Origin of the sequence: Lacinutrix sp. MedPE-SW, assembly GCF_001874145.1 — a bacterium.
Lineage (GTDB): Bacteria > Bacteroidota > Bacteroidia > Flavobacteriales > Flavobacteriaceae > Lacinutrix.
This window is the reverse complement of sequence record NZ_MPCX01000001.1, coordinates 389,270-412,173: the sequence shown is the minus strand read 5'-3', so window position 1 is coordinate 412,173 and position 22,904 is coordinate 389,270. Positions and strand designations below refer to the sequence as shown.

Annotated in this window: 24 protein-coding genes and 2 tRNA genes; 9 read left to right on the top strand and 17 right to left on the bottom strand. The window is 29.3% G+C overall.

The window, feature by feature from the left end:
• Nucleotides 1-3 precede the first annotated feature (3 nt).
• From BM549_RS01880 to BM549_RS01865, 4 genes are read right to left on the bottom strand one after another with little or no spacing between them, the layout of a single operon-like run.
• Entirely contained in the window at nucleotides 4-597 is a 594-nt protein-coding gene (locus BM549_RS01880) for a Maf family nucleotide pyrophosphatase (RefSeq protein WP_290468707.1), read from the bottom strand.
• Nucleotides 598-604: 7 nt separating this feature from the next.
• Nucleotides 605-1,513, bottom strand: a complete 909-nt coding sequence (locus tag BM549_RS01875) for a geranylgeranylglycerol-phosphate geranylgeranyltransferase (protein WP_290468706.1) — start codon at nucleotides 1,511-1,513, stop codon at nucleotides 605-607.
• A gap of 36 nt (nucleotides 1,514-1,549) precedes the next feature.
• The gene (locus BM549_RS01870; RefSeq protein WP_290468705.1) at nucleotides 1,550-2,077 is read right to left on the bottom strand and encodes an HAD family hydrolase; all 528 of its coding nucleotides are present in this window, start codon (nucleotides 2,075-2,077) and stop codon (nucleotides 1,550-1,552) included.
• A 12-nt stretch (nucleotides 2,078-2,089) separates the two neighbouring features.
• Complete coding sequence (locus BM549_RS01865; RefSeq protein WP_290468704.1) at nucleotides 2,090-2,866, bottom strand: Rossmann-like and DUF2520 domain-containing protein; 777 nt, start codon at nucleotides 2,864-2,866, stop codon at nucleotides 2,090-2,092.
• 60 nt (nucleotides 2,867-2,926) lie between these two features.
• On the opposite strand from BM549_RS01865, the gene BM549_RS01860 reads away from it, so the two are divergent.
• The 4 genes from BM549_RS01860 (at nucleotide 2,927) to mscL (ending at nucleotide 7,630) form a co-directional block, all read left to right on the top strand.
• A complete protein-coding gene (locus BM549_RS01860) occupies nucleotides 2,927-3,337 on the top strand; it encodes a group III truncated hemoglobin (protein WP_290468703.1) in 411 nt (136 codons plus the stop codon).
• A gap of 87 nt (nucleotides 3,338-3,424) precedes the next feature.
• A complete protein-coding gene (ccsA, locus tag BM549_RS01855; protein ID WP_290468702.1) occupies nucleotides 3,425-6,790 on the top strand; it encodes a cytochrome c biogenesis protein CcsA in 3,366 nt (1,121 codons plus the stop codon).
• A gap of 51 nt (nucleotides 6,791-6,841) precedes the next feature.
• The gene (locus BM549_RS01850) at nucleotides 6,842-7,030 is read left to right on the top strand and encodes a hypothetical protein (protein WP_290468701.1); all 189 of its coding nucleotides are present in this window, start codon (nucleotides 6,842-6,844) and stop codon (nucleotides 7,028-7,030) included.
• Nucleotides 7,031-7,177: 147 nt separating this feature from the next.
• Nucleotides 7,178-7,630, top strand: a complete 453-nt coding sequence (mscL, locus tag BM549_RS01845; protein ID WP_290468700.1) for a large conductance mechanosensitive channel protein MscL — start codon at nucleotides 7,178-7,180, stop codon at nucleotides 7,628-7,630.
• Between the two features lie 79 nt (nucleotides 7,631-7,709).
• Here mscL and BM549_RS01840 read toward each other — a convergent pair whose 3' ends face one another.
• Nucleotides 7,710-8,081 (bottom strand): hypothetical protein, encoded by a 372-nt coding sequence (locus BM549_RS01840; protein WP_290468699.1) that lies wholly within the window; start codon nucleotides 8,079-8,081, stop codon nucleotides 7,710-7,712.
• Nucleotides 8,082-8,210: 129 nt separating this feature from the next.
• On the opposite strand from BM549_RS01840, the gene BM549_RS01835 reads away from it, so the two are divergent.
• The 4 genes from BM549_RS01835 (at nucleotide 8,211) to BM549_RS01820 (ending at nucleotide 11,173) form a co-directional block, all read left to right on the top strand.
• Nucleotides 8,211-9,359 carry a PLP-dependent aspartate aminotransferase family protein gene (locus BM549_RS01835; RefSeq protein ID WP_290468698.1) on the top strand — a complete coding sequence of 383 codons (1,149 nt, stop codon included), beginning with the start codon at nucleotides 8,211-8,213 and terminating at the stop codon, nucleotides 9,357-9,359.
• A 3-nt stretch (nucleotides 9,360-9,362) separates the two neighbouring features.
• A complete protein-coding gene (gene rlmF / locus BM549_RS01830) occupies nucleotides 9,363-10,256 on the top strand; it encodes a 23S rRNA (adenine(1618)-N(6))-methyltransferase RlmF (protein ID WP_290468697.1) in 894 nt (297 codons plus the stop codon).
• A gap of 26 nt (nucleotides 10,257-10,282) precedes the next feature.
• A complete protein-coding gene (gene bshB1, locus BM549_RS01825; protein ID WP_290468696.1) occupies nucleotides 10,283-10,999 on the top strand; it encodes a bacillithiol biosynthesis deacetylase BshB1 in 717 nt (238 codons plus the stop codon).
• 98 nt (nucleotides 11,000-11,097) lie between these two features.
• Nucleotides 11,098-11,173: transfer RNA gene (locus BM549_RS01820), tRNA-His, on the top strand.
• 190 nt (nucleotides 11,174-11,363) lie between these two features.
• Here the strand turns inward: BM549_RS01820 and BM549_RS01815 are convergent.
• The 12 genes from BM549_RS01815 to BM549_RS01760 form a co-directional block, all read right to left on the bottom strand.
• Nucleotides 11,364-12,920: a M28 family metallopeptidase gene (locus BM549_RS01815; protein WP_290468695.1), complete on the bottom strand. Its 1,557-nt coding sequence runs from the start codon at nucleotides 12,918-12,920 to the stop codon at nucleotides 11,364-11,366.
• A gap of 76 nt (nucleotides 12,921-12,996) precedes the next feature.
• On the bottom strand, nucleotides 12,997-14,019 hold the full coding sequence (locus BM549_RS01810; RefSeq protein WP_290468694.1) for a M28 family peptidase: 1,023 nt from the start codon (nucleotides 14,017-14,019) through the stop codon (nucleotides 12,997-12,999).
• Between the two features lie 56 nt (nucleotides 14,020-14,075).
• A complete protein-coding gene (locus BM549_RS01805) occupies nucleotides 14,076-14,405 on the bottom strand; it encodes an FUSC family protein (protein WP_290468693.1) in 330 nt (109 codons plus the stop codon).
• Between the two features lie 5 nt (nucleotides 14,406-14,410).
• Nucleotides 14,411-15,187, bottom strand: a complete 777-nt coding sequence (locus tag BM549_RS01800; protein WP_290468692.1) for a DUF3108 domain-containing protein — start codon at nucleotides 15,185-15,187, stop codon at nucleotides 14,411-14,413.
• A 67-nt stretch (nucleotides 15,188-15,254) separates the two neighbouring features.
• The gene (locus BM549_RS01795) at nucleotides 15,255-16,589 is read right to left on the bottom strand and encodes an exonuclease domain-containing protein (RefSeq protein WP_290468691.1); all 1,335 of its coding nucleotides are present in this window, start codon (nucleotides 16,587-16,589) and stop codon (nucleotides 15,255-15,257) included.
• Between the two features lie 197 nt (nucleotides 16,590-16,786).
• Complete coding sequence (locus BM549_RS01790) at nucleotides 16,787-17,329, bottom strand: hypothetical protein (protein WP_290468690.1); 543 nt, start codon at nucleotides 17,327-17,329, stop codon at nucleotides 16,787-16,789.
• Between the two features lie 162 nt (nucleotides 17,330-17,491).
• The gene (locus BM549_RS01785) at nucleotides 17,492-18,403 is read right to left on the bottom strand and encodes a hypothetical protein (protein WP_290468689.1); all 912 of its coding nucleotides are present in this window, start codon (nucleotides 18,401-18,403) and stop codon (nucleotides 17,492-17,494) included.
• Nucleotides 18,404-18,680: 277 nt separating this feature from the next.
• Complete coding sequence (locus BM549_RS01780; protein WP_290468688.1) at nucleotides 18,681-19,208, bottom strand: hypothetical protein; 528 nt, start codon at nucleotides 19,206-19,208, stop codon at nucleotides 18,681-18,683.
• Between the two features lie 297 nt (nucleotides 19,209-19,505).
• Entirely contained in the window at nucleotides 19,506-19,937 is a 432-nt protein-coding gene (locus tag BM549_RS01775) for a hypothetical protein (protein WP_290468687.1), read from the bottom strand.
• Between the two features lie 159 nt (nucleotides 19,938-20,096).
• Nucleotides 20,097-20,714 (bottom strand): hypothetical protein, encoded by a 618-nt coding sequence (locus BM549_RS01770; RefSeq protein WP_290468686.1) that lies wholly within the window; start codon nucleotides 20,712-20,714, stop codon nucleotides 20,097-20,099.
• A gap of 861 nt (nucleotides 20,715-21,575) precedes the next feature.
• A tRNA-Ser gene (locus tag BM549_RS01765) sits at nucleotides 21,576-21,660 on the bottom strand.
• 95 nt (nucleotides 21,661-21,755) lie between these two features.
• A complete protein-coding gene (locus BM549_RS01760) occupies nucleotides 21,756-22,145 on the bottom strand; it encodes an acyl-CoA thioesterase (RefSeq protein ID WP_290468685.1) in 390 nt (129 codons plus the stop codon).
• Nucleotides 22,146-22,227: 82 nt separating this feature from the next.
• Between BM549_RS01760 and BM549_RS01755 the strand changes: the two genes are divergently transcribed.
• Entirely contained in the window at nucleotides 22,228-22,857 is a 630-nt protein-coding gene (locus tag BM549_RS01755) for an NAD(P)H-dependent oxidoreductase (protein ID WP_290468684.1), read from the top strand.
• The last annotated feature ends 47 nt before the right edge of the window (nucleotides 22,858-22,904 follow it).

Below are 22,904 nucleotides of genomic sequence, written 5' to 3'. Positions count from 1 at the left end.
TATCTAACAGTGATCTGCAATATAGTTTAACGTTTCGTAAACTAAATGTGTAGGCATTCCCATTACATTAAAATAGGAGCCTTCTATTTTCACAACACCTATTTGTCCTATCCACTCTTGAATACCATATGCGCCGGCTTTATCTAATGGTGCGCAAGTATTTATGTAATGCCATATTTCTTTATCTGTAAAGGCTTTAAAAGTAACTTTTGTTACTGCGTTTACAGTTTTTTGAAACGTTTTTGTTCTAATACAAACCGAAGTAATAACTTCATGTGTGGCATCACTAAGAGATTTAATTATTGCAAAAGCTTCGTCATTGTCTCTTGGTTTTCCTAAAGCAATATTGTTATGCCAAACAATGGTATCGCTGGTTACTAAAATATCATTATCCTTTAACTCATTTAAATAAGGTAAAGATTTTAATTGTGCTAAATAGTCGCTTATTTCAAAATGAACTAATCTATTTGGGTAATCTTCTTTTATGGTTTTAAGTCTAACTTCAAAATCTAAACCTAAATCTTTAAAAAACTGATGTCTTCTAGGAGATCCTGAGGCTAATATTATATTATGATTTTTAAGTTTATCGTTAAGCATAATTTAATTATAAAATAAAGTAGTATAATGCCATTGCGAACATGCCGGTTATCATAACCAATTTAAGCATTAAACTAATATGTTTAAACTCTTTATTATTTTCTGCCATAAATAATTTTATGGCAATGTAAATTAAGGGCGCAATAACTAATATTAAAAAGTAGATAATTGCTTCTATATGCATGTAAACAAACGTACCAATATAGTAAGCAATGATAAGTATTAAAAGACACGTAAGAGCAAAGGCTATTTTGGCTGTTCTAGTTTTGCCAAATAAAATTGGTAAAGTTTGCATACCAGATTTATGGTCGCCATCTACATCTTGAATATCTTTTACAATTTCTCTAATAAAATTAATTGAAAAAGCAAGTATGGCAAAGTCTGTTAAAACCTCAAACATACTAGATTGTACTACTTGATTTCCTGAGTTAATTGCAGGAATTAGTTCAAAAATCCCAACAATTAATAAACTTAAAGCAACTATTGCAGATACTACAATATTACCAACTACAGCAATTTGCTTTAAGTAAGTAGCATAAATATAAAGTAAACCAGATGTGGCAAGAAAAACAATAAAAAATGGAGGTCTGCCAACAGAATTTGATAGGTAATAGCCTAGACCAACACCAATAACAGTAAATAAAATATAGAGTTTGTTGGCTGTATCTTCGCTTAAAGTTTTACCTACAATTAATTTATTTGGTTTGTTTACAGCATCTGTCTCTATGTCGTAAATATCATTAATAACATATCCACCAGCAGCAATAAAAATAGTAGCAAAAACCAATACAGCAAAGCCAATACCGTTTAATGTAATATCTACAGCAAAAGCAGGGAATAAAGCATATTTAATTAAGAGTTGCACAATGGCAATCATGATTAAATTTTTATATCTAATAAGGTTTAATATTTTCAATGGTTTAAGTTTTTAAAGTTTTTATGTAGTGGTTATCTATAAAGAAGCATCATAAAAACCTTCCCAGTTTTTACGGACTTTTAAAACTTGCTCTATAACATCTCGAACACTACCGTTACCACCTTTTTTATGTGAAATATATTTTGAAACAGCTTTAACTTCTTTTACAGCATCTTGCGGGCAAGTAGCTAAACCAACTAATTGCATAACTGGAATATCTGGTATGTCGTCTCCCATATATAAAACATTTTTAGCTTCAACATTTTTTTTAGCTATATAATCTTCAAATTGTTCTATTTTATTGTGTGCGCCTAAATAGACATCTGCTACGCCTAAGTGTTCTAATCTTTTACGAACACCTTCATTAGTTCCGCCAGAAATAATGCAAACATTGTAACCATTATTTAAAGCATGTTTTATTGCATAACCATCTTTAACATTCATGGTGCGAAGCATTTCTCCAGTTGTTGTTATTGTTAATGAACCATCTGTTAATACGCCATCAACATCAAATATAAATGTGTTAATGTCGCTTAAATATTCTTTATAGCTTTTATCAGTCATAATATGCAATTCTTATTTTTTTGGTTTTCTAGAAAACCCATGAGTTTTCTGTATAGATTTTGTTAACAAATCGTAAACTGCAATATGGTGATCGCTGTCTAATTGTTTTATATGCCTGCGAATGGTTTTTTTGTCATTACGTTTGGCAGGTCCAGTTTGTGCCATAAATGGAGACAAACTTTCAACTTTATTAGCTGTTTCTTTAATTAAAGGTTTTAAAATATCGAATTCTGCACCATTAGCTTCGGTAATTTCATGCGCAATGCGATATAACTGATTTGCAAAATTGTTTACAAATACAGCTGCTAAATGTAATGCTTGCCTTTGGTCGCTATTTACTTTATAACTTTTACTACCTATAGCTTTAGCTAACTGTTTTAAAATAGGTAAATCTTTTTTATTTAAAGCTTCTACACAAATAGGTACTTCACTAAAATCTACATCTGCATCTTTAGAGAATGTTTGTAAAGGATAAAAAACACCGCGTTTTTGTTTCATATCTACAGCGTATAAACTTGTGCTTCCAGAAGTATGAACCACCAAGCGGTCTGCAAATGGCAAGGCTTTAGATAAATCTTCAATAGCATCATCGCTAACCGCTAAAATATAAATATCTGCTAGAGTTAATTCATTTAAATTATCTGTAATTTTAACCTCGTTTTTATACGATTCAATAGCTTTTAAACTACGGTTATACCATTGTTTTACAGTAACTTCATCTGTGTTTTTAAAAGCTTTATATAAATGTGACGCTACATTTCCAGCGCCTAATAGTACTACTGTTATCATAGCGCTAAAATAAGTATCTATTTAATGATATAAAAGGTGTTTAAACTATCTTTGTAAACAATGTGCAAAATTGATATTAATTCTCGAGAAGATATTTACTTATTAGTTTCTAGTTTTTATTCTAAAGTTAGAAAAGATAATCTCTTAGGTCCTGTTTTTAATAATATAATAGAAGATTGGGAGTCACATTTAGAACACCTTACAACGTTTTGGGAGTCAAGTTTGTTTATGTCTCGAAAATTAGAAAACAAATACCAAGGAAATCCTTTGCAAGTACATATAGATGTAGATAAAGCTAGTAATAGTAAATTAACCCAAACCCATTTTGGTATATGGTTGCAGTACTGGATTCAAACTATAGACGAATTATTTACAGGAGAAATTGCCGAAAACGCTAAACGCCGTGCCCAAAAAATGAGCACATTTATGTACATGAAAATTTTTGAAAATCGCACAAAAAAGAACTTATAATTTTAACAGTTTTTAACGGTATTTTCAATAAAGAGAAACAACCAAAAACCCTTATCTTTGCACGAGCTAAATATAGCCTTGATTCTTATGCAAAATAAACTCGCAAAAATTCTCTTCTCTACTCGTTTAACTGCTATTTTATTTGTTGCTTTTGCCCTAGCTATGGGTATTGGTACTTTTATGGACGCAGGACAAGATACATCTCCAACTCCATATTCTCGATACTGGATATATAATACCTTATGGTTTGAAGCTATAATGGCGTTTTTTGTAATCAATTTTATTGGAAATATTTTTAGATTTAGATTACATAAAAAAGAAAAGTGGGCAACTTTAGTATTACACTTATCATTTATATTTATTCTTTTAGGTGCTTTTGTAACACGATATATTGGTTACGAAGGTAAAATGCCAATTTTTGAAGGCGAAACAGAAAACACTTTTTTATCTGAAAAAACCTATGTTTCGGCACTTGTAAATGGTGATTATAAGATAGATGGTGTGCCACAACGTTTACGTATAGAAGAAAAAGTAGATTTTTCTGAAAGATTAAATAATTCTTTAAGCATTAATACAACTTATGGTAACACACCAATAGAAATTACTTTAGATAAGTTTATTGAAAATGCCGAAGAAGATATTATTCCTAACGAAACAGGAGAAGAATATTTAAAATTAGTTGAAGCTGGAGAAGGTACACCACACAACCACTTTTTAAAAGCTGGAGAAGATCAATTAGTACACAACGTAATTTTTACATTAAACAACCCTAAAAAAGGAGCGATTAATATTTATAACGATGAAGAAGGTTTGCGAATAGAATCTCCTTTCGAAGGTGAGTACCTTCAAATGGCAACCATGAATGAAGGTAAACTTATAAAAGATAGCATACAACCACTAATGTTACGTTCTCGTTATGTTATTGGTAACATGCAAATGGTGTTTCCAAAGCCAGTAATAAAAGGAGAGTTTGATGTAGTTAAAAAATCTAAACTTCTTAAAAGCGATGAAGATGGAGTGGTTTTAAATGTAACCGCAAACGGAGAAACTAAAAAAGTAAACCTTTTAGGTGGAGTAGGCACTAATAACCAATGGAAAAAAGTAAACGTTGGCGGTCTAGATTTCGATTTAAAATTTGGATCTAAAGTATTAGAACTTCCTTTTAAAGTAAAACTTAATGACTTTGTAGCAGATAAATATCCAGGAACAGAAAATAGCTATTCTGCCTTCTCTAGTCAGGTTACTATTTTAGATGAAGAAAAAGGTGATTTCGATTATAAAATTTATATGAACCACGTACTAGATCATCGTGGATATCGTTTTTTTCAATCTGGTTTCGATAATAACGAACAACGTACCATACTATCTGTAAATCATGATCGTTGGGGAACCTGGTTAACCTATTTGGGTTACATGTTATTATATTTTGGTTTAATGGCTATTTTATTTGATAAAAACACACGTTTTGCCGATTTAAAAAAGATGTTAGAAAAGGTAAAAGCCAAAAAAAGTAAGTTTACAACAATTCTTGCATTATGTTTTGCATTGTCAGGATTTGCACAAGATCAAGAGCATAACGAACATGATGGGCACGACCATAGCGCTCATAGTAGTAAAACAGAACAAATTATAGAGCAGCAAGTAGAAACTACTAATATAAAAGAAGAACCAACCCAAAGCATCTCTTTTGCAGAAAGTAAAGCACAAGTAGATTCTATTTTAAAAGCAAATGTTGTTAATAAAGCTGAAGCTGAAAATTTCGGAAAACTAGTAATACAAGATATAGGCGGTAGAATGATGCCTGTAAATACTTATGCTTCAGAATTTTTAAGAAAACTAAGCAAAAGTGATACTTACGAAGGTTTTACTGCAGATCAAATATTTTTATCTATACAAGAAAGTCCTTTATTATGGTATAACGTACCAATTATCTATTTAAAACCTAAAAAGGGAGATTCTATTAGAAAAATAATAGGTTTAGATAAATCTGAAAACTATGCAACATTAGCACACTTTTTTACAAACCGTGGCGATTACAAACTATCTCCATATTTAGAAGAAGCTTATAGAGCGCAAATACCTAGCGGTTTTCAAAAAGAATTTAAAGAAACAGACTCTAGAGTAAATTTATTATATAATACAATAGATGGTAAGTCTTTAAGAATTTTTCCTGTTCCAAATGATGAAAATAACAAATGGATATCTCAACCAGAATATAGAAAAGAAGGTTATAGAGAACAAATAAAAGATTCTACTTACCGTGGATTTATAGATAATAGCTTTGGCTTGTATTTGTATAGACTAAATCAAGCAAAGCAAACAGGAGATTATACCGAAACAAACAAATTATTAGAGGCTTTCAAGAAAAATCAAAGAAAGTTAGGAGCAGAAGTTATGCTTAGTGATGAGAAAATTAATACAGAAATTCTTTACAATAAGTATGACATTTTCAAAAAACTTTTTAGTTGGTATATGTATGCTGGCTCATTACTATTTATATTATTAATAGTCCAAATTTTTAAAGATAAAAGCAAAGCACTTACAATAGCTGTAAAAGTTTTAATTTGGATTATTGTAGGTTTATTTTTGTTACATACCTTAGGTCTTATCGCACGTTGGTATATTTCTGGTCATGCACCGTGGAGTGATGCTTACGAGTCTATGATTTATGTAGCTTGGGCTACAATGCTTTTTGGTTTAATTACTGGTATTAGTAAGAAAAAAGAACCAAAAACAGCAACTAACGAAAATAAAAAATCTGGATTATTAAAGTTAATTTCAGGAAAACGAGAAACCAGTGATTTAACAATTGCTTCAGGTGCTTTTGTAACTTCTATGATTTTAATGATTGCGCACTGGAACTGGATGGATCCTGCAATTGCAAACTTACAACCTGTTTTAGATAGCTATTGGTTAATGATTCATGTTGCTGTAATTGTAGCAAGTTACGGCCCATTTACTTTAGGAATGATTTTAGGTGTTGTAGTCATGCTTTTAATGATTTTAACAAATGCAAAGAACAAAGATAAAATGCTACTTAGCATAAAAGAGCTTACCATAATTAACGAAATGGCTTTAACCGTAGGTTTAGTAATGCTTACTATTGGAAACTTTTTAGGAGGTATGTGGGCAAATGAAAGTTGGGGACGTTATTGGGGTTGGGACCCTAAAGAAACTTGGGCGTTAATTAGTATAATGATTTATGCCTTTGTTATTCACATGAGACTAGTGCCAGGATTACGTGGTCGTTGGTTTTTTAACCTAATGTCTATTGTTGCATTTGCAAGTATAATGATGACCTATTTTGGAGTAAACTTCTATCTTGCTGGTTTGCATTCTTACGCAAGTGGAGACCAAATAGTAAGTGTTAAATTTATTGCTATTGCAGTTGGTATTGTAGCTGTTTTAGGGTTTTTAGCGTATTTAAAATATGCTAAATATTATAAAAAATAAAGTATTGAATATTTATTTTTTATAACTTAGTCTAAATTATCAACTATAGATATGAGTTTTTTAAAAAAATTGGGTTTAGCTAACTTCTTAATGCTATTATTATGTTTAATAATATTAATTTTTGCAGAATACTTATTTCTATCAGGTGAAAAACTTAGCGGAATCTTTTTAGGTCTTTGGGTTCCAACATTATTAGGTTTAATGATTTATTTAAAACTAGTTGCAAATGGAGATAAATAATGCAATTTTTTGGTTTTCGATATTTGTTTTCTTTTGCGTTGTAGTTTGGGCTATTATTATGATTAGAACTTATAATAAACGCTTTAAATAGTATTTCTTATATTTTATTTTTATTTAAAATCAGAATTAATTTCTAAACAATTTTCTATGCAGTTTTTTAAAGAGTTTAAAGAGTTTGCCGTAAAAGGTAATATGATGGATATGGCCATTGGTATAATTATAGGTGCTTCATTTAACAAAGTTATTGATGTATTAGTAAAAAAGGTTTTAATGCCACCATTATCTTTAATGAGTGATGGTATTAACCTCCAGGATAAAAAAATTATATTAAGAGAATCATCTACAGATCAAGCAGGAGCAATTTTAGCAGAAGAAGTTTCAATACAATATGGTGCGTTGTTAGAAGCTTTTATGGATTTTATAATAATTGGTATTACAGTATTTTTAGTAGTTAAAGCGATGAATAGATTGAGAGATAAATCTCAAGATACTAAAGATAAAACAGTAAAAACACCAAAGGATATTCAATTACTTTCAGACTTAACAGAGTTAATGCAAGAACAAAACCGTTTACTAAAAGCGAACTCCAGTACTAAGTAATTTAAAAACTAAGTAAATTAAAAAAAGCAACAAATAGTGGATTTTGTTGCTTTTATTATAACCATCTATAAGTAATATTTTATAGCTTGATTAATGTTTTATTTAAATTTAAATCGTTCAACATATCGTTGGTAAACTTATAATGCCCACGTTTAGTTATAATTCTAAATCGGTTATCATTCATTCTACTTAACACATCAAGAAAACGCCATTTTGTTTTAAGTAAGCGTTCTTTTTCGCTTTTTAAACCAATTTCAAAATAATATTTTTTACTACGCCTAGTTGCTGTAATATCGGGTGTTATTTTAATATCACCTTCTTGCTTAACGTAAGACTTTGGAGACTCAAAACCTTCAACATCAGCCTTGATATTTTCAAAACCTAACTTTTCGAGGTATTGAACAGACTCTTTTATAAATGCTTCGTTTTCTTTTTTATCAGTGTGTATCATAGTGACTCTAAATTACAATAAATCGATTTTATATCTTGTTAATAGCATGTTAAACCAATATGTTTTTAACTTATTTTAAGAAAAATTCTGTCGTATATTTGTTCAAATACAATTTAAATATTTTAAAGAATGAGTAAAACTAAATTAGGTTTAAACACTATATGTGCTCACGTTGGCGAGATTAAAGATGAGCAGTTTAAAGGCGCGGTATCACCAATATATTTATCTTCTTCTTACGAGTATTTAGATGTCGATATTAAACGTTACCCACGCTATTTTAATACACCTAATCAAGAATATTTAGCAAAAAAAATCGCAGCTCTTGAACATAAAGAAACAGCAATGATTTTTGGTTCTGGTATGGCAGCAATAAGCCACATGTTTTTAGCATTTTTAAAAGCAGGAGATCATATTGTAGTACAAAATACCATATATGGAGGCACAACAAATTTTATAAGAGAAGAGTTTCCAAAACTTGATATAGAATTTACATTTACAAATGGGTATAGCAAAGCAGATTTTGAGGCTGCAATACAACCTAATACAAAACTTATACATATAGAAACACCATCTAATCCTTTACTAACAGTAACAGATATTAAAGCAGTAGCTAAATTAGCAAAACGTAAAAAAATAATAACAAGTATAGATAATACTTTTGCAAGTTCTGTAAACCAAACTCCAGCAGATTTTGGTATAGATTTAATTATGCACTCTGCTACAAAATATTATGGTGGACATAGTGATATTTGTGCAGGAGCAGTTGCAGGTTCTAAGGAGCATATGGATAAAATCTGGAACGTTTCTAAAAACTTAGGTGGCAGTTTAAGCGACTTTACTATCTGGATGTTAGAGCGCAGTATGAAAACGCTAGGTTTACGTGTTAAAGCACAAACAAAAAATGCTTTAAAAATGGCGAAATGGCTGGAAAAACAAGATTTTGTAAAACACGTTTATTATCCAGGTTTAAAAAGCCATCCAGAATATGAATTAGCAAAAATGCAAATGAAAGGTTTTGGAGCTATGCTATCCTTTGAATTACAAGATGAATTAGATGCGGTAAAATTTCAAAAAAAATTAAAACTAATTAAAGCATCCATGAGTTTAGCAGGTGTAGAAAGTACAGTTTTAAACCCAGCACAAACGTCGCACTCATTATTAACACAAGCCCAACGCGATGCTTTAGGAATAAGCGATGGACTAATACGTTTCTCGGTAGGTATTGAAGCTGTAAAAGATTTAAAACAAGACATTAAGCAAGCCATTAAATCTCTATAAGCTTTGCATAAAAATAATAAACACAACGCACAGTACGATTTAGAAAAACTTGTAAAAGTACTTCCTGAATTACAACCACATATTTTTGTAAATAAACACGGCAATAGCACTATAGATTTTGCTAACCCAGAGAGTGTAAAATTATTAAATACGAGCCTTTTAAAGGCATATTATAATATAGACTATTGGCAATTTCCAGAAGGTAATTTATGTCCGCCAATACCAGGAAGAGTAGACTATATTCATTATTTAAACGATTTAATAAAAACACTAAATATAACAGGTGTACCAAAAATTTTAGATGTAGGTACAGGTGCCAATTGTATTTATCCTTTACTTGGTAATGCCGAGTATAATTGGCGTTTTTTAGCTTCAGATTGTAATGAGAAAGCAATCGCTTCTGCGGAAAACATAATTGCTAAAAATAATTTAAAAGAAGAAATTAAATTAATTTTACAAAAGGATGAAAATTTAATTTTTAAAGGCATTTTAAAACCTGAAGATACATTTGAAGCCACGTTGTGTAATCCTCCTTTTTATAAAAATGAAGCTGAAGCAATAGCAGCAACAACTAGAAAATTAAAAGGCTTAGGGAAAAGTACAGATACCGTAACAAGAAATTTTGCAGGACAAGCTAATGAGCTTTGGTATAAAGGCGGAGAAAAAGCTTTTTTACATAATTATTTATACGAAAGTTCTCTGTTTAAAACACAGTGTTTTTGGTACACCATTTTAGTGTCTAATAAAGATCATGTTAAAACAATGAAAACATCTTTAACAAAATTAGGTGCAACCACTATAAAAGTAATAAATATGAGTCTAGGTAATAAGCAAAGTAGAGTAGTAGCCTGGACTTTTTTAAATAATAAAGAACAAGAACTATGGCAAAGTAAATAGCCAATGTTTTAAAATGTAATAACAATATGAAATTAGATATATTAGCTTTTGGTGCACATCCAGACGATGTAGAATTAGGAGCTGGAGGAACACTTTGTAAAGCAATTGCCCAAGGTAAAAAAGTAGGTGTTGTAGATTTAACACGTGGCGAATTAGGAACTCGTGGTACGGCAGAAACTAGAGATCAAGAAGCAGCAGATGCTGCAAAAATTATGGGAGTTGCAGTTAGAGAGAATCTTAATTTTGCCGATGGTTTTTTTATAAATGATAAAACACACCAACTAGAAATTATAAAAATGATACGAAAGTATCAACCAGAAATAGTACTGTGTAATGCTATAGATGATAGACATATAGATCATGGTAAAGGCAGTAAGCTAGTAAGTGACGCTTGTTTTTTAAGTGGACTAATTAAAATAGAAACATTTATTAATGATGAGTTACAGGAAAAATGGAGACCTAAATTAGTTTACCATTATATACAGTGGAAAAATATTGAGCCAGATTTTGTTGTTGATATTTCTAACTTTATAGAACAAAAGCAAGAAGCAGTAAATGCTTATGGTACACAGTTTTTTAATAGCAAAAGTAATGAGCCAGAAACGCCAATAACTAGCAAATCTTTTATAGATAGTGTAAATTATAGAGCCAGAGATTTAGGCAGATTGGTAGGAGTAGAGTATGCAGAAGGTTTTACGGTTGAGCGTTACGTAACTGTTGATAGTCTATTTGATTTAAAGTAAGGGAGTTAAAAAAAATATTTTAAAATGTTTGAAAAAGTTTTTGTAGTAAAAAGGATTTCAATTACATTTGCACACGCATTGTAAAAATGCACACAAATGGTGGTTGTAGCTCAGCTGGTTAGAGCGTCGGTTTGTGGTACCGAAAGTCGCCGGTTCGAACCCGGTCTTCCACCCAAAAGCAAAAAGCCTTCAATTTATTGAAGGCTTTTTTTGTTTTCAATACTTTTTCAATACTAAAAAAAAGAAATGCAGGAATTTAATTCCTGCATTTCTTTTTTGCGTTAGCGATAGAACGGTTTGTTTGAGCTCCTCGCAGAGAGCGAGTAGTGATAGCGCGACCTATTGGTAACGCCCAAATACTGTTTTACTCGGTTGCTTTGTCTACAACTATTCTATTTTCTCTATTGGCTAATTCCCATGCTGTATAGAATACTAAGCGTGTGCGGTTTTCTAATAAATCGAATTCTATTTTTTCTACTGTGTCACTTGGTTTGTGATAATCTGCATGTGTACCATTAAAATAGAATATTACTGGTATGTTGTTTTTTGCAAAGTTGTAATGGTCACTTCTATAATAAAAACGGTTTGGGTCGTTTTCGTCGTTGTATTTGTAGTCTAAGTCAATATTCATGTACTTGGTGTTTACAGCTTCTGAGATTTCGTGTAACTCTGTACTTAACTTATCGCTACCTATTAGGTAAACATAATTTCTGTTTTTCTTTTCACGTTTTGGATCTGTACGTCCAATCATGTCTATATTTAAATCTGCAACTGTGTTTGCTAATGGAAATATTGGGTCGTTGTCTGTATAGTGTCTTGAGCCTAATAGACCTTTTTCTTCTCCTGTTACGTTTAAAAATACTATTGAGCGCTTTGGGCCATTACCATCTTTTTTGGCTTTAGCGAAGGCTTCTGCTATTTCTAATACGGCTACTGTTCCAGATCCATCATCATCTGCACCGTTATATATTTTACCATCTTTTATTCCTTCGTGGTCTAAGTGTGCAGAGATTATTATGTACTCGTCTGGTTTTTCGGTTCCTTTTATTACTGCTGCTACATTTTCTGATGAGACTTCTTGTGATTTGTTTGTAAAATCTAAGCTCATATTTGTTGCTACTGCTTGTGTTGTAGTGTTTTTGCTTATGTCTGGAACTAGACTTGTTGCTAGGTTTTCGTTTATCATGAAATAATAAAACGAATCGTTGTTTTGGGCTAACGATAGTCTACCAGATGATGCTCCATATCTAAAAGCAATCATTTTGTAAACATCTGGATAGTAAAAGAATACTGCTGCTGCACCACGTTTTTGTGCTGCGTCTTTTTTTGCTGCAAATTGTTGCCTGAAGTTAGACCATTTAGACTCTTCGTTTGTTCCTGAGATTACAAAAGTTCCGTCTTCGTTTTTTGGTTCACCGTTTTTTATTAAAACTATTTTACCGGTTAAATCTTCCATGTTTGTATAGCTTGAGTAGTTCTCATCGTCTATACCGTAACCTGCATAAATAATTTCGGATGTGTTTATTTTATTTGTATCTCCACTACCTACAGATACTATGTCGTCTACTTGCTTAAAAGTTTTACCATTTACTGTTACCGTAATATCTGGCGCACTCATTAATTTTAATGGTACATTTTGAAAATAATCTCCATCTTTTTTTGCTGCTGGAACACCGTATTTAATATAGTGATTTTTTAAAAATTCTACTGCTAATTTTTGTCCTGGTTGTCCTGTTTCACGACCTTGAAACTCATCTGACGCATATTTATAAAGCGCTGTTTTTAAGTCTTGAGCAGTGATTGTGTTTGCATAAGTTGTTGGGTTAGCTTCAACTTTTTCGCTTACAGTTTTAGTGTTATTGGTTGTTCCGCATGCTAGAAATAATGTTGCAATTGAAAACAGAGAAATTACTTTTTTCATATAATTTAAACGTTGTTATTAAAGGTCTAAAATACGAGAAAAAAACAGAAAAAACGTGTCTTATTTTCTTTTAGATTTATATATCTGTATTGTGTAGTAAAAAGTTTTCTCTATTTGCTAGTTGCCATGCTGTAGCAAAAATTAATTTTGAACGTTTTGCTAATAAGGGATAGTTTATTTTTTCTGGTGTATCTGTAGGTTTATGGTAATCGTCATGTGTACCATTAAAATAGAATATTACTGGTATATTTTGCTTTGCAAAGTTATAATGGTCACTTCTGTAATAATATCTATTATTATCACTTTCTGCATTATATTTATAATCTAACTCTAGGTTAGTAAATGCATTATTTGTTTTTTCGTTAATAAAGTTAAGCTCTTTACTAATGCGGTCTGCACCTATAACATATATATAATTAGGGTTGTCGCTATGGTGTTTGTCTACACGACCAATCATATCTATATTTAAGTTGGCTATGGTTTTACTTAATTCAAATTTTGGATTTTGGGTATAATATAGTGAACCTTGTAATCCAATTTCTTCGGCAGTTAAGTGTAAAAATAGTATGCTTCTTTTGGGTTTATGGCCTTCTTTTTCTGCAATTTTAAAGGCTTGAGCGATTTCTAATATGGCCATTGAACCAGAACCATTATCGTCTGCACCAAAATAAATTTCGTCATTGTCAATACCTAAATGGTCTAAATGTCCTGAGATTATTAAAACTTCTTCTGGTTTTTCTTCTCCTTTAATGTATGCAATAACATTTTCTGAATCTGTTGTTATTTTTTCTGGTAAAAAACTAGCAGGTACGGTTTGTAAGTTTACTTCTATATTATTTTCTAAATAAAAATCTTTTAGAAAGCTTGCTGCTTTTTTTTGTCCAGGTTGGCTAACACCGCGACCTTGAAATTCTTTTGAAGAAAACTTAAATAAGTTTTTTTCTAATTCGCTTGGTGTTATAGTTTTAGAATATTTAGAAATTAATGAGCTATCTGTAACTTTTACACTGTTATTTAAATTTTCAACTTTTGTTGAATATTTTGTTTCTGCACAAGAACCTACAATGGCAAAAACACTATATATAATAAAGAATTTCATTTATAATATTTTGAAATTCAAATATATATAAATTGTTTGAAAATGAAGTAATTTTCTTACTCAGATATGTCGATATCGTCTAATTCTTCTATAGATTCTTCTAACGAGTTGTCTTCACGTTGTTCTAATTGTTCTGTATCTCCAACCTCTGTGACTGTATATACAGATTTGTATGTGGCTAATGCAAGTGCAATTATTGTTAATAGAAATATAAGCTGTATTGTTGATTTTTTATGAACTCCTGTTTTAGATTTAAAAAATGCAATTAAGCCAAATATAAATGCTAATATGGCAGGAACAAATGCAAAGTTTGAAAATGGTAATGCTGCTAATACAACAGCTATTATTGAAAATATTAATCCTAAATATATTGCAGTTTTTCTCATGTTTTTTAATTTTTTAAACCAGTTGCACTTTTAATTTTTAATTCTCCACTTCCAACAGCTACTTTAAATTTTGCGTATACTGGTATTTTGTTTTCATCTGCCGTTAGCCATAATAAATTACCGCTACCTTTTAAAACATCACTATTTACAAGACTAATTCTAAGTTTAAAACATTCTTTTTTACCTAAAGCAGTATTAATAGTCTCTATACCTACTAAAGTAAATTTAAATTTTTTCTCTTCATTATCAAATAATACTGTAAAAGTATCACTATCTCCAATTGATGCTTTTTTAATATCTAAGCTGCGTAAATGATAAATTGTAGTTACAATATCTTTAGTGTTTCCAGAAATGCCATAATTTTTATTAACTTCCCAAATTGTACCGTTACTGCGTCTTTTTTTCATTTGACTTTTAATACTATTAGATATAGGATTGAAATTATATTTCATGTATTTATAATGTCCACCTTCATCAATTTCTCTTTTATATAAATATGGTGTTAGTGTTTTTGGGTTTACGTAGCTTTCATAAAGGTCTCTAATTTTAAAAAAACTGTCCCATTTAGAGTATGTTGTTGCTTTACATTTTAATCTTAATAATGTAGATTTACTTGTTTTTACGCTACTAGTTTCCATAGTGACTTGTGCAAAATCCGTCATTAAACCAGACATGTTATAGCCTGCTGTAAAAGTTAGTTTCTCGCCAGCTTGAAAAGCATTATTTTGTGCTTTTGTTAATAATGAAAAGCTAATTGCTAATAGTAAAAATAGATGTTTCATAAATAGAATTTAAGTTCAAATATAAATAATGTAAACACTAATTATGCCGAAGTATTGTGTTTACAATTTATTTTAATAATTTCTTTCTTAGTATATTTTGTATATCGCTATTGTCTTTTTGTTTTATAAGGAAATTTTCTAATTGACTTTCGTGTGTAATTTGTTCGCTTTTGTCTATAAAACCGTAACCTAAATAGTTTCCATTTTTTACCATTACAAATGCTTCTTCATTTTCGTTTCGGCCTTTTTCTTTTAAAATAGCATCTTTACTTGTATTAACTATTTCTATAATTGCATTGGTTACACGATTATTATAATTTTTTACAGTTTCTTCACCTTTACAAATCCCTTTACAGTTTTTTATTAAATAGTGAGAGCATGTCTCTACATTTTCTTGTAGATGGCAAAATTTTGGGCAGAGATTAAATGTATCACAAATTTGTTCTAAATATAATCTAGCTTCTCTAATACTATAAAAAGTAATTATTGGTTTTGGTGTTGCTTTGCTATTATTAATAGCTATATGCATAATGTCATTTCTGTCTTGATAGCTAAATAACGAAAAGCCTTTTGGTGTTTTTTTAGCAACTTTATTATATTGAGGATAATGGTGTTTTATAGCAGCATCTTCCATTAGTAAAGCAATAAATTCACTCCCAGACAGTTCAAAATCTATATGTGCTGTCTCTCTAACCATGTCTAAAGATTTTTGTGCTTTACTGTAAAAATGACTTAAGACTCTTTTTTTTATGTCTTTAGCTTTACCAACATAAATTATTTTGCCTTTTTTATTTTTAAAAAAATAAATTCCAGTACTGTTTGGTAAATTGTTAAAAACTTCACTTGGTAAGTTAGGCGGTAAGGTTGCTTGTTTACTATTTTTATTTAAAAATTTTAAAAATATTTCTTTTGCGTTTTCTTGTGCTTGAAGTTTTTTAAATAGAATAACTGTTGCTTCTGCATCACCACGAGCTCTATGTCTACCATTAATACTAATATTTAGGTCTTTACAAAGTTTACCTAAACTATAGCTACGGTGTCCAGGAAGGAGTTTACGGCTAAGTCTAACTGTACATAATTTTTTTCTTGAAAATTCTATATTTAAGTTTTTAAATTCATTTCTAATTACATTATAATCGAAATTAACATTATGGGCTACAAAAATACAGTCTTTTGTAATCTCTATTACTTGTTTTGCTATTTCACTAAATTCTGGTGCATTTGCAACAGTACCATTGTCTATGCCTGTTAATGCTGTTATATGTTCTGGAATGTAACAGTTAGGGTTTACCAGAGATGTAAACTCATCAATTATTTTATTGTCGTGGTATTTAAAAATTGAGATTTCTGTAATACGGTTAGTACGACCAGAAGTTTCAACATCAATAATTGTGTAGATCAAATTTATCTTTTTTAGCACGATAAAGATAGTGAATTGTCAACTTTTAAAATAGATAAAATAAAAACCCTTGAAAATAAAATGATTACCAAGGGTTTTAAAAAAACTACTAAAAAAAGAGTATTATTTGTTATTGCAAAAAGTGGGTTGGCTTATGATGCAAACTTTGTTTCAAAAATTAGCTTAAAATAGCTTGTTTTTTACTCAGTTCTTTGTTGTAGCACGTATTTTTCTTTTTTCAAATATTCGTTCCATTCCTCTTTCGTAAATCCATGTTTTCCAGAGCTTGTACCTTTTCCAAATTCAGAATCTTTCAAGTCAATTAATTCTGCACAAAATAATTCAGACATATTAAATTCAACAACAATTCCGAAAGCAGTAGTTAATTCAACCACGCTTTTCTCTGAATTCAGCTCAATATTTTGGATAAAATGATTGTCTTTGAAATTATTATTTTCTTTTGTAATCGAAACTGATTTTATTCCGCTGAATTTTAAAATTGAACTTTTTCCGTTGTATTTCGTTTTGGTTCCGCGTAAGTTTTTTTTACGTGTAACATTTTCAAAAGTTCGTCTTTCAATTGGATATTCTACAGAACCATTTTTCAATTCCGAATTTAGGTCAGAGTATTCAATTCTCGAATCAAAAATCAAAGTATTTAGAATATAAAGTTGATTAATATCAAAAGTGTACGTCATTTTTGTTATATGCACCACAACGGTTTTGTATATGGTTTGTTGCATGTTTTAAGCACCTAATTTAGCAAATACAAACCAAATAGAAAATCCGTGAGGATTTTAGTAAGTAGGCTTTTATTAGTAATGAATTATAAACGTCTTTAAATTTACAATCACATTGCTATAAATAAAAAACAATAAGATTTAGAATAAGAGTTTTTTAATAATCTACAAACATTTTCTTTTTTTAATTCTTTGAGCTTTCTCTCTTAATCTTGCTGTGAAATCTGTATTGAACTTATCAAAAAGATCACTAGGTGAATAATCATAATAGCTTGTAGACTCTTGACCTCTATATTCTAAAATTAATTTATTGATTTTTTGACTAACATCATTTCTTAATCTTATTGGTATAACTTCAAAATTTTGGTGTTTTTTAGGAAGTAATTCAAAACGTATGGATATAGAATCGATATCTTTAAGGTATGGGTATCTAGCTTTTTCTTCAAATTCATCACAAAGTACTAAAGTCTCTTTAATCTCATTACACGTAATAGCATTTTCATCATATTTTCCAGTTTCATCCTTTAGTTTTAACTCAAAACTAGAATACATACTAGTGCTTCTGTCTACAAGGTAATTATGATATTTAGTAAGATTTTCAAAACCAATATAGATTTTCATAATTTTATCTAAATCGGTCTCATTTTCAATTACTTTATTTGTACCAGTCATTTCGGTTAAATAAATAAAATTATTTTGAAAATTATTTACTTTCAAACTTTTATCATCTATAGATTCAATATGTTTTTGGAATAATTTATAGACAAAATTTTGAATTGATTGTTTTTCTAAACCAGCAGGTATTGGCTCTTCTTTAATTGAATAGTATAGCTTTCTTGTTTCTTCTAGCTGGTTATGCAATTTATTATATTGATTTTTAAACGCTTGTATTTTATCTATTTTAAATTTAAGTCTGTCTAAAGTATATAAGGCATTAACATTTTCTTCAAATTGTGGTCTTGTTTTTTGTTCTAGATTATTCCAAAAAGATTTAAAAATTGGGTTATCATCAGTTTGAGTGTAAGATAATAGTGGAAAAAGTAAGAATGTTACAAGGATAAAATGTGTGGTTTTCATAAGTTATTGATTAAAAATGTTGTGTGGTCTAAATGAGCTGTATTGAATAGGTGTTGATTAAATTTTAAGGATGTTAAATTTCTTCGTGAGCCTTTGTGGAACAATATTTTAAAATATCAAAACCGTCTTGATTTAATTGGACAAAATCTCCAAACAATTTTGATAACTTTATTAGAATGCTATAACCACAATTAGGTGATAAATAATTTAGCTTATTCATATTTTTAAAGTTTACTGTTATTATAGCTTACCTTGACTATTTCTTAATATAATAAACTTAAAAATTCACAATATATTTTGAATTTTTAAGTTTATTACGGTTCTCTGATGTTAAGATAATTAGAACTTGATCTATTTTATTTACACGCTCAGGTTTACTATTACTTTTTCCTTTCCATAGAGTTATATTCTGTTTTGGTCGATTAAGTTTTTCATTTTCTACATGGACAATTTTATCTTTATATTTATACTCAAGCCTAACATTTTTTATAATAGAATTTTTATAATCGCCTATTGATGTTTTTTGATTTATAGTAAGCTTAAATATTCTAACTCTTCTTAATATTGTGTCTGAGGGCATTTTGTAATTAATTGAATCTTGAGAGGAAAGGTTGCTATAATATTTGTGGCTAGAAACATCTCGTCTATAAAAAATACTTAAGTCTACCTTTAATGAACCGATTTTAGATTTAATTCTAAAACTTTCTAATGAGTTATTAGACTGAGAAGATATAGAGTGTGTAGTACATAAAAAAAATAATAACACAATTATATGCTGTATAGTTATAATTTTAGAATGTTTCATATATAACTTTGTGCTTTATTTATTCTTTGATTTATTTAAATTTACACTTATTTGCAATTAATTACGCTTTTGCGAAAGCGGAAAACATGAAAGACTCTACAATGAGAATTCTAGCTCAAAATTAGCTTAAAAGCCTATGCTGAGTGTGACCGAAGTAGAGTTGTTTTTTTATCTTAATTATTTGTTGGCAACTGCTTTTGTCTTAAATTTTTAAAATTAATCAATTTTATAAAACTTTTCAATTTTTCTTTAAAGTCTGTTTTTTAAAAAGATATGTTCTTAAAAACACATTTAATTCTATCTACAGTATCTAATAAAAGTAGCGATATCTTTAGAGGTTTTTAAACCTTGGTTTTCAGGAAAATCAATAATTTCACTAGCAGCACCGTAACTAATATTTACATCAATAATTTCATAGTAAAAATGTGAATTTATATCGTCATTTCTAATTCGATCGATAATCTCAACTAGTTCTTTATCAGAAATATTTGTTCTTTTAGGTGGTATTTGAGCTATATTTCTAGCTACATCTTCTATTTTTTCATATGCTCTAAAATTTTGGAAATATTGTTTGTCATAATTTCTGAAACTAAATTTATTAAGTTCATTAATTAACTTATTTACTTTGTTAGTATCGTTTAAATGAGTTTCAATTTCCTTAATTTTAGAGAGTACAAAATTGATTCTTTTATTAGAAGCATTTGGAAGTAACTCATCTCTTAATTTCATTTTATAGTTATATGTGATATTTGCTAACGGTTGAGCTATGATTCCGTTGCGGCGAAAATCCGAAGGATTTTCAGAGTAGGGATCAATCCATTTATTTTTTCACTAATTTAGGTTTTTGCATTAACATAGCAATGGATTATAGCCTTTGTTGTAAATAGTTTACTTACTTGGAAGAGATACTGATAAACTAATTTTTTCCAATGATTTCAATTCATACTTAATCATATTTCCATGAGTATTTCTTCCTTTTGCTTTTAATACAGTAAAATTATACGGAGCTTCTATTTTTTTAAGTAAAAAAAGTTCTGTCGCAGAGTGTTTAAAAATTTGGAAAAAGTTTTTTTTTGATTCTTTTATTTTGAATTTATAATTTCCAATTTTTCTTTTCTTTTCGTTTAAAATTTTAAAGATTATTTCTTTGTGATTTTTCTTTGTCTTTATTTCAGAAAAGTCAAAGTAATATTTTATATCATTTTTTACTATGTTTAAAGTTTTCAAGTATTTCAATTTCATAGAATCCGTACTGTCAACAAAAAAGGTATGAATTTGTTTGTTTTTTGTGTCATATAATCTTGATTTTAAGGAGTCATTTAGACTGTAAAACCTCATGTAGTAAGAGAAATCACTTGAATTAAAAAGATGAGTTCTTTCTTGATTAGGGAAATTTTGCGTCGAAAATGTGCTATTTGTTAGTATATCAAAATCATAATTTTGCCCACTACTAATATTAAAGGATAACATAGTGAGTAATATTGTTAAAGAATAAATTGATTTCATAAAATTATTTATAACGGTTATGTATACGAGTCGTACCGACTCATATCCAAAACTAAAGATAGTTTAAATAAATCAGACTATCTAAAACAAAAGACATGTAAGGTATAACTTGTATACGGCGTTCTGATAAGTTTTTTACAGCAAATTCAGCTTTTTAGCGGTAACCAAAAAAACGTAGTTTAACAAATTTAGTACCAGATATGCTATAGAAGCACACGTGATGATTTATAAGGTATAAGACAAGAAAAATAGAAAAGCAAAATCAGGTTGCTTTAAGTAATGAAGATTTTAGATCAATTTTAAATAAATCAAATTATTGTCTAAATGGTTTTTCTTATTCAAATATGCTAGTTATTCATCAGGAGAGAAATAATATGCTTGTACTAGGTGTTTGAGCCTAGTGTCTTCAAGTAAAAAAAATGAACAAATAAAATCATATACGGTAATCGATAAATTTATTAGGTTTATTTTTTCAGCAAAGAATGTCTATCCGTTATTTATAAAAATTTACAATGAAAAAAATGTAACCAGTATTTCTTTATAATGAATATATTCATAATTGGTTATCATCAGATTTCAATGAAAATGATATTAATGGTTTATTAAAGTTTACTTATCCTGAAGAATCTTTAGATGTATACTCACTCTATTATTAAGGAATTATTTAGTTCTAAAATATAATGAGGTGTTGTAACAATTACTGATGAAGTAAAATTTATTAATTAATTCAATATTTCACTATTTCATCTAAATTTAGGTGGTTAGATTCAATTTAATATAGATTAATTATAGTAAAACAGACGCCTTTATTGGTGCTAAAAAATAAAACCCTTGAAAATCAAACGATTAACAAGGGTTTTGCGGAGAAAGAGGGATTCGAACCCCCGGAGGTGTGACCCTCAACAGTTTTCAAGACTGCCGCATTCGACCACTCTGCCATTTCTCCTGAGTGCCTTATCAAGCTATTTGCCTGAATGCGGCTGCAAATATAGTGTCCTTTTTCTTTCTTTTCAAATAAATTTTGTGATTTTTTTAAAAAAATTAATTTAAAATAGGTATTGGCTTCATTTGTTCGTTGACAGCCACGAACTTAAAGAAACCGGTAACAGTTAATTCTCTTTCATAATTATACATGTTTTCCATAAAAATATCAACTTTTACTGTACAACTAGTGTTTCCAACTTTGTGTATTCGTGCAACTAATTCTACAATTGTGCCTTCAGGTATAGGTTTTTCAAAATCTATTTTATCAGTAGAAATAGTAACAACTTTTTTTCTGCTAAATCTTGTGGCACATATAAATGATGCTTCATCCATCATATGAAGTGCAGTACCTCCAAATAATGTATTGTAATGATTTGTTGTATTTGGAAATATTGCTTTAAAAATTTTAGTTTCAGAGTCGTTAATAAGTTCTTGAGTTGTTCTCATTTTTTAATTTTTATTGTAAATACTTATAGTTTTTAGCTTTATAACGAATGTAATCCTATTTTTGCATAAAGTATACTATTTTATGAATGTAATTGATGCGTTAAAGTGGAGATATGCAACTAAGGAATTTGACCCGTCTAAAAAAGTCTCTAACAAAACATTAGAAACAATTTTAGAAGCTTTTAATTTAACAGCCACATCCTATGGTTTACAACCTATAAAACTACTTGTTATAGAGGATAAAACAAAGCAAAAAGAATTGGTAGCGTTTTCTATGAACCAAGTACAGGTGGCTCAAGCATCTCATGTTTTAGTTTTTTGTATAGATACTTTAATCGATAAAAAATATATTGAAAGTTATTTTAATCTTGTTAAAAAAATAAGAAATACTCCTGATGCTATTTTAGATCCTTTTAAACATTTTTTAATTGAAGATTTTGAAAAGAAAGAGAAACAGGAAATTCTTAACTGGGCTGTAAAGCAAGCTTATTTAGCAATGGGAAATTTATTAACAGTATGTGCGTTAGAAGGTGTCGATGCTTGCCCAATGGAAGGATTTACAAATAAAGATTACGACAAAATTTTGAATTTGTCTTCTAAAAATCTTTCATCAGTGTTGGTTATGCCAATAGGCTACAGAGCAGAAAATGATTATATGTCTAAACTTAAAAAAGTACGTAAAGAACTTAAAGATAGTGTGATAAAGCTTTAAGTTAATAAGTTGGCAAGATTATTGTATATAATATTTTTTTTATAATA